This window comes from Streptomyces sp. NPDC056527, assembly GCF_042794475.1.
GTDB lineage: Bacteria > Actinomycetota > Actinomycetes > Streptomycetales > Streptomycetaceae > Streptomyces.
In genome coordinates this window covers 64,802-78,957 of the sequence record NZ_JBHTTQ010000018.1, presented here as the reverse complement: position 1 = coordinate 78,957, position 14,156 = coordinate 64,802, and the positions used below count along the sequence as shown (strand labels likewise).

The 14,156-nt window shown below is 71.4% G+C and carries 12 protein-coding genes; 6 read left to right on the top strand and 6 right to left on the bottom strand.

The window, feature by feature from the left end; translation table 11 throughout:
- Positions 1 to 27: 27 nt before the first annotated feature.
- The 5 genes from ACFQ7Q_RS12895 (at position 28) to ACFQ7Q_RS12875 (ending at position 6,762) form a co-directional block, all read left to right on the top strand.
- Positions 28 to 1,296 carry a sulfate adenylyltransferase subunit 1 gene (locus tag ACFQ7Q_RS12895; RefSeq protein WP_383553360.1) on the top strand — a complete coding sequence of 423 codons (1,269 nt, stop codon included), beginning with the start codon at positions 28 to 30 and terminating at the stop codon, positions 1,294 to 1,296.
- 122 nt (positions 1,297 to 1,418) lie between these two features.
- The gene (locus ACFQ7Q_RS12890; RefSeq protein WP_383553322.1) at positions 1,419 to 1,559 is read left to right on the top strand and encodes a hypothetical protein; all 141 of its coding nucleotides are present in this window, start codon (positions 1,419 to 1,421) and stop codon (positions 1,557 to 1,559) included.
- Between the two features lie 61 nt (positions 1,560 to 1,620).
- Entirely contained in the window at positions 1,621 to 3,894 is a 2,274-nt protein-coding gene (locus ACFQ7Q_RS12885; protein ID WP_383553319.1) for a TOMM precursor leader peptide-binding protein, read from the top strand.
- A gap of 33 nt (positions 3,895 to 3,927) precedes the next feature.
- Positions 3,928 to 5,484 (top strand): SagB family peptide dehydrogenase, encoded by a 1,557-nt coding sequence (locus ACFQ7Q_RS12880; protein ID WP_383553317.1) that lies wholly within the window; start codon positions 3,928 to 3,930, stop codon positions 5,482 to 5,484.
- A gap of 120 nt (positions 5,485 to 5,604) precedes the next feature.
- Positions 5,605 to 6,762, top strand: a complete 1,158-nt coding sequence (locus ACFQ7Q_RS12875) for a sensor histidine kinase (RefSeq protein WP_383553315.1) — start codon at positions 5,605 to 5,607, stop codon at positions 6,760 to 6,762.
- A 63-nt stretch (positions 6,763 to 6,825) separates the two neighbouring features.
- On the opposite strand, the gene ACFQ7Q_RS12870 is transcribed toward ACFQ7Q_RS12875, so the two are convergent.
- The 6 genes from ACFQ7Q_RS12870 to ACFQ7Q_RS12845 all read right to left on the bottom strand — a co-directional run bounded on the left by ACFQ7Q_RS12870 (position 6,826) and on the right by ACFQ7Q_RS12845 (position 12,893).
- Positions 6,826 to 7,419 (bottom strand): DNA-binding response regulator, encoded by a 594-nt coding sequence (locus ACFQ7Q_RS12870; protein ID WP_383553313.1) that lies wholly within the window; start codon positions 7,417 to 7,419, stop codon positions 6,826 to 6,828.
- Between the two features lie 122 nt (positions 7,420 to 7,541).
- Positions 7,542 to 8,246, bottom strand: a complete 705-nt coding sequence (locus ACFQ7Q_RS12865; RefSeq protein ID WP_383553311.1) for a 4'-phosphopantetheinyl transferase family protein — start codon at positions 8,244 to 8,246, stop codon at positions 7,542 to 7,544.
- Complete coding sequence (locus ACFQ7Q_RS12860; RefSeq protein WP_383553308.1) at positions 8,243 to 8,833, bottom strand: YdeI family protein; 591 nt, start codon at positions 8,831 to 8,833, stop codon at positions 8,243 to 8,245. The genes ACFQ7Q_RS12865 and ACFQ7Q_RS12860 overlap by 4 nt, the downstream gene beginning before the upstream one ends.
- Complete coding sequence (locus ACFQ7Q_RS12855; RefSeq protein ID WP_383553305.1) at positions 8,830 to 10,722, bottom strand: NAD(P)-binding domain-containing protein; 1,893 nt, start codon at positions 10,720 to 10,722, stop codon at positions 8,830 to 8,832. The genes ACFQ7Q_RS12860 and ACFQ7Q_RS12855 overlap by 4 nt, the downstream gene beginning before the upstream one ends.
- A 21-nt stretch (positions 10,723 to 10,743) precedes the next feature.
- A complete protein-coding gene (locus tag ACFQ7Q_RS12850; RefSeq protein WP_383553302.1) occupies positions 10,744 to 11,307 on the bottom strand; it encodes an SRPBCC family protein in 564 nt (187 codons plus the stop codon).
- Complete coding sequence (locus ACFQ7Q_RS12845) at positions 11,304 to 12,893, bottom strand: aldehyde dehydrogenase family protein (RefSeq protein ID WP_383553299.1); 1,590 nt, start codon at positions 12,891 to 12,893, stop codon at positions 11,304 to 11,306. Before ACFQ7Q_RS12845 ends, ACFQ7Q_RS12850 begins: the two co-directional genes overlap by 4 nt.
- Before the next feature lie 540 nt (positions 12,894 to 13,433).
- Here ACFQ7Q_RS12845 and ACFQ7Q_RS12840 point away from each other — a divergent pair.
- The gene (locus ACFQ7Q_RS12840; protein ID WP_383553296.1) at positions 13,434 to 14,108 is read left to right on the top strand and encodes a 2-phosphosulfolactate phosphatase; all 675 of its coding nucleotides are present in this window, start codon (positions 13,434 to 13,436) and stop codon (positions 14,106 to 14,108) included.
- Positions 14,109 to 14,156: the final 48 nt, after the last annotated feature.

Genomic DNA, 14,156 nt, shown 5'->3' with positions numbered 1-14,156 from the left:
CAGCGCGCCGCGGACTCCCACCGGGCCGTGGACACCCTGCGGTTCGCCACCGCGGGCTCCGTCGACGACGGCAAGTCCACCCTGGTGGGACGCCTCCTGCACGACTCCAAGTCGGTCCTCGCCGACCAGCTTGAGGCCGTCGAGGCCGCGTCCCTCAAGCGCGGCCAGGAAGCGCCCGACCTGGCGCTGCTGACCGACGGACTGCGCGCCGAGCGCGAACAGGGCATCACCATCGACGTGGCCTACCGCTACTTCGCCACCGCCCGCCGCCGGTTCATCCTCGCCGACACCCCCGGCCATGTGCAGTACACCCGCAACATGGTCACCGGCGCCTCCACGGCCGACCTCGCCCTCGTCCTCGTCGACGCCCGCAACGGCGTCGTCGAGCAGACCCGCCGCCACCTCGCCGTCGCCGCCCTGCTCCGCATCCGCCACGTCACCCTCGTGGTCAACAAGATGGACCTGGTGGGCTGCTCGGAGGAGGTGTTCGCCAGCACCGCCGCCGAGTTCTCCGACTGCGCCGCCGCCCTCGGCGTCGAGCGGGTGACCGCGATCCCGATCTCGGCCCTGGCCGGCGACAACGTGGTACGCCCCTCGGAGCGCATGGACTGGTACGCGGGGCCCACGGTGCTCGAACACCTGGAGTCGGTACCGGTGGGCGCCGACCCCCGTACCGAGTCCGCCCGGCTGCCGGTCCAGTACGTCATCCGGCCGAACACGGCCGCACACCGCGACTACCGCGGCTACGCCGGGCAGATCACCTCCGGCGTCCTGCGGGTCGGCGACCGGGTCACCGCCCTGCCGTCCGGCGCGGTCAGCACCATCGCGGCCATCGACACCCTGGACGGCACCGGCACCGACACCGCCTGGGCGCCCCAGTCCGTGACGGTCCGGCTGACCGACGACCTCGACATCGCCCGGGGCGATCTGCTGGCCCCGGCCGCCGCCGCGCCCCGCGCCGTCCGGCTGCTGACCGCCACCGTCTGCCATCTCGGCGAGCAGCCCCTGCACGCCGGCCGGCAGGTCCTGCTGCGGCACACCACCCGCACCGTACGGGCGGTGGTCGTGGAGGTCACCTCGCGGCTCGACCTCCAGGACCTCTCCGCCCGCCCGGGGCCCGACACCCTCGGCGTCAACGACATCGGCCGGATCGTCGTCCGCACCGCCGAACCGCTCGCCCTGGACGGCTACGCGGACTTCCGGCGCACCGGTTCGTTCCTGCTCATCGACCCCTCCGACGGCAGCACCCTCACTGCCGCGATGGCGGACGGACCGAGCCCCGCGGAAGGGGTGTGACGCCATCGCGAGATGACCATGAGAACTTCATGTCGGCCCGGTGACACAGGCACTGTCGGCCCTTCCCGGCGCCCAGCAGACTCTTCCCCGTCAGCAGGTCAACGACTCCAGGAAGGGCCGACATGAACCTCACCGTCGCCACCGCCGTCACCGCCGCCCCGGTCACCGAGGACCTGGTCATAGAGGACTTCGGTGCCATGGCCACCGAGCAGTACCAGCCCGGTACGTGCATCTGCTGGATGGGCGACTCGGTCGCGGAGTAACCGTCCGCACCCCGACGCACCCAACCGACCGCAGGCCGCACACCAGACAGGGGGAATCACGGTGGCACACCGCCAGGGCACCACGACCGGACTCGGGTTCAAGCCTCATCTGAAGGCCGAAGTCGTCCCCGGGGAGGGCGTGTTCCTCATATCCGAGCGCGGAGTGACCGCGCTGCGAGGATCCTGCGTCACCGCTCTCGCCCCGCTGCTCGACGGCACCCGCAGCCTCGACCGTCTGATCGCCGACGCCGCCGGCTCCCACCCCGCAGACCAGGTGCGCCAGGTCGTCACCCGGCTCCTCGGCTCCGGACTGCTCGCCCACCGGGCGCCGGACACGGCCACCGCCGGCTCGGGCGAGGCGTTCTGGGAACTGGCCGGAGTGGACGGCGGCGAAGCCGCCCGCCGCACCGGCAGCGCAGCCGTCGCCGGCCTCGGCCGCGGCACGGAGGCGGGCGCCGGCACCGAGGAACTGATCGCCGCACTGGCCGCGGCCGGCCTGCGCATCCACCGCACCGACACGGACACCGAACCCCCCGGTCTGGCCGTCGTCCTCTGCGACAGCTACCTCGACCCCGCGCTCGCCGAGCTCGACGCCACGTACCGCGCCAGTGGCACCCCCTGGCTCCCTGTCCGGCTGACGGGCGAACAGCCCTGGATCGGCCCGGTGTTCCAGCCGGACGACGGACCGTGCTGGCACTGCCTTGCCGAACCCCTGCGCCGTAACCGCCCCGCCGAGACCTATCTCGGCCGAGCCCTCGGACGCCCGGTCAGCGTGCCGCCCTCCGGTCTCGCCGCGGGCCGCGCCGTCGGGCTCCACCTGGCCTGCCTCGAAGCGGTCAAGTGGATGGCGGGACACCGCCACTCCGGCCAGAACGCGCTCTGGACGATGGACACCCTGACCCTGGCCGGCCGCCACCATCCCGTACGCCGCCGCCCCCAGTGCCCCTCCTGCGGCGACCCCGAGGTGACCGCCCGCCGGATCTGGGCACCGGTCCGGCCGGTCAGCCGGCCCAAGTCCGGCACCGGCACCGGGGAGCGGTCCCTGACCCCCGAGGAGATGCTGGAGACCTACGGCCACCTGGTGGACGAACTGACCGGCGTGGTCAAGGAGGTGCGCCGCGACCGGCGCGACCCCGGCTTCCTCAACTGCTTCCACTCCGGCCACAACCCGGCCACCTCGCCGACCGGACTCGCCGCGGTCCGCGCCGGCCTGCGCAGCCACAGCTCCGGCAAGGGCACCACCCCGCTGCAGGCCCGGGTCAGCGCCCTGTGCGAGGCCGTCGAACGCCACAGCGGCTACCGGCAGGGCGACGAACCCACCCTCCGCGCCACCTACCGCGAGGTCGCCGACCGCGCCGTCCATCCCGACACGGTCCAGCTGTTCCACCCCCGCCAGTTCCCCGACCGGGCCACCTGGAACGCCGAGCACGGCCCGGCACACCGGATCGTCGCGCCCTTCGACGAGGACACCCCGGTCGACTGGACCCCCGTCTGGTCGCTCACCGAGGACCGCCACCGGCTGCTGCCGACCTCGATGCTCTACTACGACGCGCCCTGCCCCACAGGCTTCTTCTCCGCGCACTCCAACGGCACGGCAGCCGGCAGCTCCCGCGAGGACGCCATCGTCCAGGGCTTCCTGGAACTCGTCGAACGCGACGCCGTGGCCCTGTGGTGGTACAACCGCACCCGCCAGCCCGGCGTGGACCTCGCATCCTTCGGCGACTCCTGGATCGAGAAGACCCGGGCCGCCCACGCCGACCTGGACCGCGAGCTCTGGGTGCTCGACCTCACCAGCGACCTCGGCGTCCCCGTCTTCGCCGCGCTCTCCCGCCGTACCGACAAGCCCGCCGAGGACATCACCCTCGGATTCGGCGCCCACTTCGACCCCCGGGTGGCACTGCGAAGAGCCGTGGCGGAGGTCAACCAGATGCTGCCGCCGGTCGTCAACGTGACCGCGGACGGCGCCGGCTACACCTGCGACGACCCCGCCGCACTGAACTGGTGGCGGTCCGCCACCACCACCGACCAGCCCTATCTGCTCCCGTCGGGACCGGACCGTACACCCGCCGACTTCCCGTACACGCCGCGCGCCGACCTGGCCGACGACGTGGCCGCGGCGGCGGAGCTCGCCCGCGGTCTCGGCAGCGAACTCCTGGTCCTCGACCAGACCCGGGCCGACATCGGGCTCCCCGTCGTCAAGGTGATCGTGCCCGGCCTGCGTACCTTCTGGACCCGCTTCGCCCCCGGCCGGCTGTACGACGTCCCGGTACGTCTGGGCCGGCTGGCCACCCCCACCCGCTACGAGGACCTCAACCCGGTCCCTCTCTTCCTGTGACACCCGTCGCGCGCCATCCGTGAGGTCCCGGCCATGAAGTCATCCGCCCCACCCGCCCCGCGGGACACCCGACTGATCGAACTCTGGTCGCTCCGCGAGGACACCACGGTGGAGACTGCGGCGGACGATCCCGGAACCGGCCTCGTCAGCACCCGCTGGGACGAGATCCGGCTGCCGTTCGCCGACCCGGTGATCTCGCGCGCCCTGGAACGCATGACGTACGGACCGGTGTCGCTGGACAACGTCCTGCCCGGCTTCAGCGAAGCCGGGTCCCTCCCCGGCGACCCGCGCCGCGCCGCACTCCGGGCCACCCTCGACTCGGTACGGCATGCGGTGATCCGCACGCTCGCCCTGTCCGACGGCACCGAACAGCTGGCGGTCGTGCCGATCGTGCGCGAGGCCCGGTTCGCTCCGGGCAGGCCGCCGCTGGACGCCGTCCACCGGCTGTCCCGGTTCGCCACCCTGCGCGTCGGCTCACAGGACATGATCCTCGAGTCACCGCTCAGCGCCCACCGGGTGCTGCTGCACACCCCGCAGGCGATGTGGCTGGTCAGCTGCTACGTACGCCCCACCTCGGTCCGCGACACGGCCCGACTCCTCGACGTCCCCGTGGACGTGGTGCGCACCGCGGTCGGCTATCTGGAGGCGTCCGGGATGCTCGTGCCCGGGACGCCCCCGGGACGCTCCGACGGCCGCACCACCGGAGCGGAGGACCGGGGGGCGTACGCCGTCACCTTCGCCGAGGACCGGGACCCCGCACTGGAGCACTGGTCGCCGCGCGAGCTGATGCTGCACAACCGCAGCCGGCCGGGCCTGCACGACGAGCCGCTCGGTCTCGACGTCAAGGACGGCGCGACCGCGCGGGAACACCCGGCACCCGGCGGTGCGCCCCTGACACTGCCGGTACCCGACCTCGACCTGGTGCTCGCCCGGGACCCCCGTCTGACCACCGTGCTCGAATCCCGCCGCTCGGTCCGCCCGGACGGCGGACTTCCGCTGTCCCTGGCCCAGTTGGGGGAGCTGCTCTACCGCTCGGCCCGGGCCCGGCCGGCCGCCGGGCGCCCGTACCCGAGCGCCGGCTCGATCTACCCGCTGGAGCTGTACGTCACGGTCGCGGGCTCCACCGAACTGCCGCGCGGGGTCTACCACTACGACCCGGCCGGACACACCCTCTTCCCGCTCGGCACCGAGCCGATCCTGGTGGACGCCCTGCTGGGCGAGGCCGGCGCCAACGCCGGGCTGAGCGAGGAACCGCCCGTCCTGATCAGCATGACGGCCCGGTTCCGCCGTATGAGCACCGCCTATCCGGGCAGCGCCTACAGCGTGCTCCTCAAGGAGGTCGGTGCGCTCCAGCAGACCCTGTACCTGGTATCCACGGCCATGGGCATCGGGCCGTGCGCCCTGGCGTTCGGCGACACCGCTACCTCGGCACGCGCCTTCGGACTCGACTGGCGCGCCGAGTCGGGCGTCGGCGAGTTCGTCCTGGCCGCGCTGCCGACCGGTGCCATCTCCGCGGAACACCAAGTTCCGGACACCTCGGGCGGCTTGGACGCGAGAGGTTCCCGACCGGAGATACCTCCCAGTCCGTAACCTACTCGGCCTATGCTGCACACCCCGTGCGAAAACGCAGTCGAGTAGGGAGCCCCTGTGCGATGGTCCCGCACCGCAGATTCAGACGCATACACCCACCGGGCCACCGAGGGAGGTGACTTGGCGCCGCGCGTCGCCGGCACCATCACCATCGTCGTCATCCTCTGCTTCTTCGCCGTCGCCCTGACGTACGCCATCGGCGGAGGATTCGGAGGAGGGGAGCTCGCCCTGTGCGGCGTCCTCATGCTGATGCTGCTCTTCCTCCAGCTCAGCCACTCCTTCCCGGACTGGATACCCGCGGCCGCCCGCTTCCGCCGGGGGACCTTGGCCCTCCAGGCGGTCCTCACCTTCGCCCCGTTCACCCTGTTCGGCGCCGCCTGGCTGGGAATGCCCGGCTTCCTCGCCGCCTCCTCGCTGCTCGTCCTCAGGGCGGCAGTGGGCTGGACCGCCTTCGCCGCCGTCATCGCCGCCACCGGCGTGGTCCAGTTCGCCGTGGGGTACGGAGTGGGGCAGCTCGCGTACAACACCGTGGCCACCGTCCTCACCGGCCTGGTCGTGTACGGACTCAGCCGGCTCTCCGGCCTGATCCGCGAAGTACAGGCGGCCCGCGAGGAGTTGGTCCGTCTCGCCGTGACGCAGGAACGGCTCCGGTTCGCCCGCGATCTGCACGACCTGCTCGGATTCAGCCTCTCCACCATCACGCTCAAGTGCGAACTCGCCCACCGGCTGGTGCGGGTGGCCCCCGAGCGCGCCGAGATGGAGATCACCGAGATCGTCCAGACCGCGCGCCAGGCCCTCACCGACGTCCGCTCCGTGGCCAGCAGCTATGTCCAGATGAGCCTGAACCGCGAGGTCGGCTGCGCGGCCTCCCTGCTGCGCGCCGTGGGCATCCGTACCGACATCCGGGTCACGCAGGAGCCGCTGCACAGCTCCGTGGACACCGTCCTCGCGACCGTACTGCGCGAAGGAGTGACCAACCTGCTGCGGCACAGCAAGGCCCAGCACTGTGTGATCGAGGCGGGCGTCGACGGCGGAACCGCCCACCTCCGCATCGCCAACGACGGTCTGCGCGACCGGGATTCCGCCCACTGCCCCGACAGCGAGGGCGTCACCGGCGGAGTGGGTCTGCGCAGCCTCACGATCCGCGCCGAGGCCGTGGGCGGCAAGCTCACCAGCCGCGTCCGCGAGGACGGCTGGTTCGAGCTCACCGTGGAACTCCCGTCCCCGCCGCCGGGCGCCGCCGCGGAGCCGACCGACCGCGAGGCCGCGGAGAGCTAGGGCGTGTCCCCGGAACGTGCCGCGGACCCCACCGCGGGCCGGCCCGCGGGACACGCCCCCGGCTCACAGCCAGCCGGCGTCCCGGGCGATCCGTACGGCGTCCATCCGGTTACGGGCGTTGAGCTTGGTCACCACCGTGGTCAGGTAGTTGCGCACGGTCCCCGCGGACAGGAACAGCTTCCGCGCGATCTCCGGCGCGTCGAGCCCCTGCGCGGCCAGCCGCAGCACCTCGCTCTCCCGCGCGCTCAGCGGACTCCCCCCGGCCGTCAGCGTCGCGAGCGCCAACTGCGGGTCCACCACCTGCTCCCCGGCCACCACCTGGTGGATCGCCGCCGCGAGCCGGGTCGGGTCGGCGTCCTTGAGTAGGAACCCGGACACCTTCGCCTCCAGCGCCCGACGCAGGTTCCCCGGCCTGCCGAGACTGGTGAGGATGATCGTCCTGCACTCCGGGAGCTCCCGGCTCAGCAGCTCCGCCGCTCTGATGCCGTCGATCCCCGGCATGTCGATGTCCAGTACCGCGACGTCCGGCCGCGTCTCCAGCGCCACCGGAAGCACCCGGTCGCCGTTGTCGGCCTCTCCCACCACTTCGATGCCGTCCTCCAGCTCCAGCAGCGAGACCAGGGCCCGCCGGAGCATCAGCATGTCGTCCGCGAGCATGACTCTGATCACTGTCGTCCCCCCTCACGAACCCCCCTGTGGAGCCCGTTCGCGAGGTGAATCGTAGTGCGGCAGAGGCTATTTGGCGGATAATCGTCACCGGACTCCGGTATCCGCGCTGGTCACGGCTCCGGGGAGAGAGCGACCGCCGCGGCATGATCGTCCGGAGTGGCCACATCCCGTACGGTCCAGCCGTCGGGACCCGCGGCCGGGGTGACACCCGTGCCCACGTAGTCCAGCGCGGGGGAGCGGCCGAGCCCCGTACCGATGCCCTTCAAATACGCCTCCTTGCGCGCCCACGCGCGCGTGAAGGCCGGCAGGCGCGACTCCTCGTCGAGTACCGCCAGTTCGGCCTGCTCCTCCGGGTGCAGGACGGTCATCGTCTCCGCGACGGCCTCCGGCGTCGGCACGCGCTCCACATCCACCCCGAGCGGTACCGGCGCGAGACCCAGCAGCACCATCGACCCGCCGTGCGAGAGCGAGAAGTGCGCCCCGCCCCCCTCGACCACGGGCCGGCCGTGCGGCCCGCCGCAGCAGGGGCACACCGCCCGCCCCAGCCGGACCGCCTCCGGCGCCAGACCGAGCCGTTCGCCGAGCAGCACCCGCAGCGCCACATGGGCCACGAGATAGCTCCGCCGGTCCGCCTCGCGCCGCAGGGAGTCCGCGCGCCGCGACTCCCCGGCGTCCAGCACCCGGGGAGCGAGCCGCCCCGCCCAGCCGGCCCAGGCATCCGCCTCGACCAGCCACAACGTCGTCTCCGACGCCCGCTGTACGGGCAGGGCGGCGGGCACCGCCACGAGCGGCGACGGGGGCAGGGGCGGGATCACGGCTGCCTCCGGGGTCCGTGCGGGGGATCGCCGGCCTCCAGCCGCCCGACGTACCCCGCGATCCTGCGCGCCCGCGTCTCCGCCTTCACCGCCTTCTCCACGTTGAGCAGGATCTGGTACCTGTTGCTCCTGCTCAACGCCTCGTACGCGGCGGCCGCCGCCGGGGACGCGTCGAGCGCGGCCCGCAGGTCGGGCGGGACCTCCGCCGTGCTCTGCGGGGCGTACGCGGCGGCCCAACGGCCGTCGGCCTTGGCCAGCTCGATCTGCGCGAGCCCCGCGGGCCGCATCCGGCCCGCGGCGATCAGCTTCTCGACCTTGGCGCAGTTGATCTTCGACCAGGGGCTGCGGCGCTTGCGGGGCGAGAAGCGCTGCGCCCACCAGCCGTCCGGCACGTTCCCGGAGAAGGCCTTGCCGTCGATCCAGCCGTAGCAGAGCGCGACGTCCAGGGCCTCGGACCGGGTGACCGAGGCGACCGCCGTGCCCTTCTTCGGCAGAGCGAGCCAGACCTCGTCGGCCGCCTCGTGATGCGTCTCCATCCAGGCGGCGAACTCCTCGACGGAGGAGCAGCGCAGATTGTCGTCCGTCATGCCGCCGTGTCCACCTCCACCGCCTCCGTGACGAGCGCACCGGAGCGCGCGGTGTCCTGCACGCTGCTCAGCGGCCGGCCCTGCTGCTCGGCGGCGGCCTTGACGCGCTCCAGAGTCATCCGCATCCCCTCGCGCAGCTCCTCGGTGTGGTTCTCGTAGCCGCCGAGCATCGAGTTGGCGAAGGACGCGGTGCGCTTGCGCTGCCCGGTGTTCTGCCCGGAGACGTCCCACACCTCGGTGACCAGTGTGCCTCCCTGGCCGTCCCGCTCGAGACGGTACCCCCAGCGCACCCCGTTGGTCGTCGTGTGGAAGGCGAAGGACTTGCCCCGCTCCCACTGCTCGACCGTGTTGGAGGTGATCCACGCGACCCAGCCGCGGCGGTTGATGCCGATGAACTTCGACCCCACCCCGCGCTTGTCACCGCGCCAGTGGCAGCGGCGGCACTCGGGACTCCACTCGCCCATCCGCGTCACATCGCTGATCAGGTCCCACACCACCTCGGGAGACGCGCCGATCCGGATCGACACCTCCTCGGGACGGTAGTCGGGCGCGAGCGTCCCGCCGGCCTTCTTCGCGAGCTTGGCGCCCCTGCGACGTACCCCGCGCAGCTCCGCGAGATAGGGGTAGTGGTCCACCTGCATGGTGTGCCGCTTGGACGTGATGTAGCGCTTGGCGAGCTTCTCCTTGTACCGGGTGATCTCCTTGCGCATCTCCGACAGGGACGGCAGCGCGGCCTTGCCCTGGAGCAGATCGGCGATCCAGTGGGACTGGGCCTCGGCCAGCACCGTCGTCGCGCCCAGCGGCTGGAACAGCCCCACGAAGTACAGCCCGGAGCGCTGGGGGTCGACCACACGGTGGAAGAGGGAGACGTCGTTGTCCGTCGGGGCCATCACGGACTCGTCGAGGAAGGGGAAGCTGACCTTGTAACCGGTGCTGTAGATGACCGTGTCGACGACCTCGCTGCTGCCGTCGGTGAAGTGCACCGTGTCGCCGTCGAAGTGCGAGATGTTCGGCTTGACCGAGAGGCCGCCGTGGCCGAGCCGGGGGAGCAGGGACTCCGAGACGGTCGGGTGGGAGTTGAACAGCTTGTGGCCCGGCTTCGGCAGACCGAAGTCGGTGACCTTGCCGATCGTCATCCGCAGCAGGAGGGCCATGACCCAGCGCTGGGTCTCGCGCGGCATCACCCGGGTGATGAAGGGGCTGATCATGTCGTCGCCGGGCTTGCCGAACATGAACTTCGGGAAGACGTAGCCACCGGTACGGATCGACAGGAACGTGCGCTCGGAGACGGTGGAGGTCTCCACCGCGATGTCGGACGCCGAGTTGCCGAACCCCAGCACCAGCACCCGCTTGCCGGCGTACTCGTCGGGGACCTTGTAGTAGTGCGAGTGGATCTGGGTGCCGGTGAAGGTGTCCGCGCCGGGGAAGGCCGGCTCGGGGTCGCGCGGGTCCCAGTGGTGGCCGTTGGCCACGACCACGGAGCCGTAGTGCCGGGTCGTCTCGACCCCGGTGTCACGGTCCTGCGAGGTCACGGTCCAGCCGCCGCCCTCGGCGGGCTCCACATGGGTCACCGACGTACGGAAGGCGATCGACTCGCGGAAGCCGAAGTGGTCGACGTAGTCGTCCAGGTACTGCGCGATCTGGACGTGGTCGGGGTAGTGCGGATAGTCCTTCGGCATGGGGTACGCGCGGTACTCGGACAGCTTCTTGGACGTGTTGATGTGCAGGGAGCGGTAGCCGGACGACATGCCGTTGTCGTTGAGATAGCGCCAGTTGCCGCCGACCTTCGAGCCGGCTTCGTAGCAGTCGAAATCGATCCCGCGCGCGTGCAGGACCTGGCAGGCGGCAAGCCCCGACCAGCCGGCTCCGATGATGCAGACCTTCTCCATGGGGGTGCTTCTCCTTGTGTGTCAGGACAGGTGGTGGCCGCCGGCGGTGACCCGGGCGGGGCCTCCGACGGCGGAGATGACCTGGTGGGCGCTGCGGAGCAGCACATGTCCGACGGCCGAGTCGATCGCACCCGCGAGATGGGGGACGCTCGTGCTGAAACTGACCTCGAAGGCGACCTCGCTGCCACCGGGGACGTCGGTGCTGGTCCAGGTCCCCTTCAGATGCTGGAAGTCCCCGCTGACCTGCTCGAACTCGATGCGGTACGACTGCTCGCCAGTGGTGTCGCCCTCGCCGGGCCGCACATCGGCGGAGTCGCTCGGCCGAACGTCCGCACGGCCGTCTCGACCGGTCCGCCCGGTGGCCCGAGCGCCCGCGGGGGCGTGGCGCTCGGCCGGCCCGGTGCGCTGCACCCAGCCGGCCGTACCGCCGCGGAAGGCGAGCACCCACGCCTGATCCCCGTCGGCGGTGGGCGCGACGGACAGGATGTCCTCGGCGTACGAGGGGAACGCCAACCCGTCCGCGAGACGTTCGATGACGTCGGCCGCCGAGGCGGGGACCGTGGCCTTCAGTACGCGGGTCGTCATGACGCGTCCTCCTTGTCGGCCGACGGGCGCAGCACGCTGACGGCCTGGAAGCGGGTGGTGCGCAGCATGGGGTGGCTCGCCTCGCCGAAGGCACCGCCGGTGAGACCGGGACCGCCCTGGTTGGGAAGGAAGGGGAGGAAGCCGCTGTGCGAGTCGTTGATCTTCAGATTGCCGGCGTTGGTGACCCCGTCCAGGAAGCGCTCGATCGTCGCGAAGCTGGAGGACCAGACGGAGTTGCGCAGCCCGTACGCGTTGCTGTTGACGAACTCCAGCACCTGCTCCAGGAGTTCCTCGTCCGAGGCCGCCGCCTCGGGCACGATGATCGGCAGCAGCGGGAAGAAGGTCTCGTCACGGACGACGGAGAGCGACCTGGCGCCCTGGAGGCCCTCCACGCGCACGATGCTCGGCTCGACGAAGAAGCCGGTGCTCGACTCCGACCCGTCCACCTCCAGGCGGCGCCCGCCGTGCACGAGCTTCGCGCCCTTGGCGAGCGCCTCGCCCAGGCAACCGAAGAACCAGTCGACCCCGAGGACCGGGGTGAGGACCACGCCCGACTCGTCGGGATACCCCGGCTGGATGTCCTTGGTGGCCGCGACGAGCCGCTCGATGAGCTCGTCGGCGATCGCCGGGTGGGCGACGACCTGGTTGGGGACGTTGCAGATCTGGCCGGAGTTCAGGAAGAACTGGGTGATGGTCTCCACCGCGGCGTCCAGGTCGGCGTCGTGCCAGACCACGCAGCAGTCGTTCCCCGCGAGCTCCAGGATCGGCTTCTTGCCCGCGGCGATCGCGTCGGCCTCGAACTCCAGGCCCTTCTTGCTGCCGCCGAAGTAGAGCACGTCGTCGACGTGCTCACTGGCGAGCCAGGTCTCCAGCATGGGGGCCCCGCAGAACGCGTTGACCGTCCCGGCCGGTGCGCCCATCTCCTCCAGCACGGGTGCCACGACCTCTCTCATCGCGTACATACAGCTGAGCGCGACGCCACGCGGCGCCCGCACCACGACGGTGTTGCCCGCGATGAGGGCGGTGAGCCCGTTCAGCGCGTTCACGGTCGCGGCGTTCTGCGGCGGATTGATGCACACGACGCCGTCGGGAATGCGGCGCAGAATCATCTCCCGCTCGCCGTCCATGCGCCGGAACTCCAGCTGCTCGGCACACCATTCGAGCGTTTCCCTGCTCCAACTGGTGAAAGGAATTCCCGTGATCATTCCCGCGGCCGCGTCCCGGGGAGTCCCCTCGGCGACCAGAATCTCGACAAGCGGCTCCCGGTGCTCCAACAAACGCTCTCCGATCCGCCGCCCCACCTCCAGACGTGTCTCGATCGGCACCCGCCGCCACTCCTCGGCGGCCTTGGCCGCCGCCTCCAGCGCCAGCGCCGCCATGCCCTCGTCGGCGACGACGCAGGCCCCGACGACGCGCTCCCCTGCCGCATCCGGATCGACGATTCCCAGATCGAGATCGCGCTTGAGACGCAGACTGGGGAAGGTGTCCTCGATGAGGGAACGGGCGGTAATGGTGTGTACGAACTGCGGATTGTCGCCGGTGATGTCCTGGCCACCGATGTAGGCCGGATATACCCCGAACTTCATTTCGCCCCCTTCGGTCAGTCCGAATACGGCTGACGTTTGTCCCCAAAGCTAGGGCGGCGAATCAACGCGAACAATGAGCCCACCATCAGGCTTGCTTATGGAAGCGATCCGACCCGACTCGGCGCCGCACACACCGTCGGAACGCCGCCGGCGCCGGCTGACGGGGTGATGGTCGCGGGGGGCCTGGGCGGCCGCTTCCTCCTCATGCAGCGGGCGCATACGAGACCGACGGCTCGCTGCCGGGCACCCCCATCAGGAGGCGGGGAACTCTCCCGCCATCCACCCGACTTCGCCCGCGAGCTGCCGGAACACGGCACGAGGCACTGGGCCCGACGAACTCTCCCGCCATCCACTCGACTTCGCCCGCGAGCTGCCGGAACACGGCACGAGGCACTGGGCCCGCAGATCCAGGGCAGCCCGCACCTCCTCGCGGACGGGCCGAGTCGCGGCCCGAAGCGGGTGAGCACCGCTGCCAGGCCACGGCGGGGGCCGAGGGTGCATGGCTGGTGCTCCGGGCCGGGCATGCGCGACCATGACCGGATGGACGCTCGCTTCCTCGGCATCGTCGACCTGGTCGAAACCCCGTCCGTGGCGGTCGTGGTCGACGTCATGCGCGCCTACACGGTGGCCGCCTGGGCCTTCGCCCAGGGGGCGGAAAAAATCGTTCTCGCCGAGTCGCTGGACGAGGCCCTGGCCCTCAAGGCCCGCCACCCGGACTGGGTGGCGCTCAAGGACGGCCCGCCCGCGCCGGGATTCGACGCCGTCAACTCGCCCGCCCTGCTGCGGTCCATCGACCTCGGCGGACGGACGGTCGTGCAGAAGACCACGGCAGGGACGGTCGGCGCCCTCGCGGTCAAGGAGGCGTCGCTCGTGCTGTGCGCCGGCTTCGTGGTGGCGGAGGCGACGGCTCGACTCCTGCGGACACGGGACTGCGCCGGTGTCACGTTCGTGGTCACGGGCGAGGACGGGCACGCCGAAGAGGATCTGGCATGCGCCCAGTACATCGCTCGAAGGACCACCGAAGCCGGAACGGACCCAGCCGAGTTCCTCCGCCGCGCAGCCAAGTCGCGCGCCGCCGAAGAACTGGCGGAAGGGGTACGTCGAGGCTCCCATCCGGACGACGTGGCACTCTGCCTGGAACTCGACCGCTTCCCCTTCGCCATGGTGGCGACCCAGGAAGACACCCTCATGGTCCTCCGCCCGCACACGATCTGAGGCCCGGGGGATCCGAGGCGGTCAGCTTCCGTGCCGACGACCTCATTC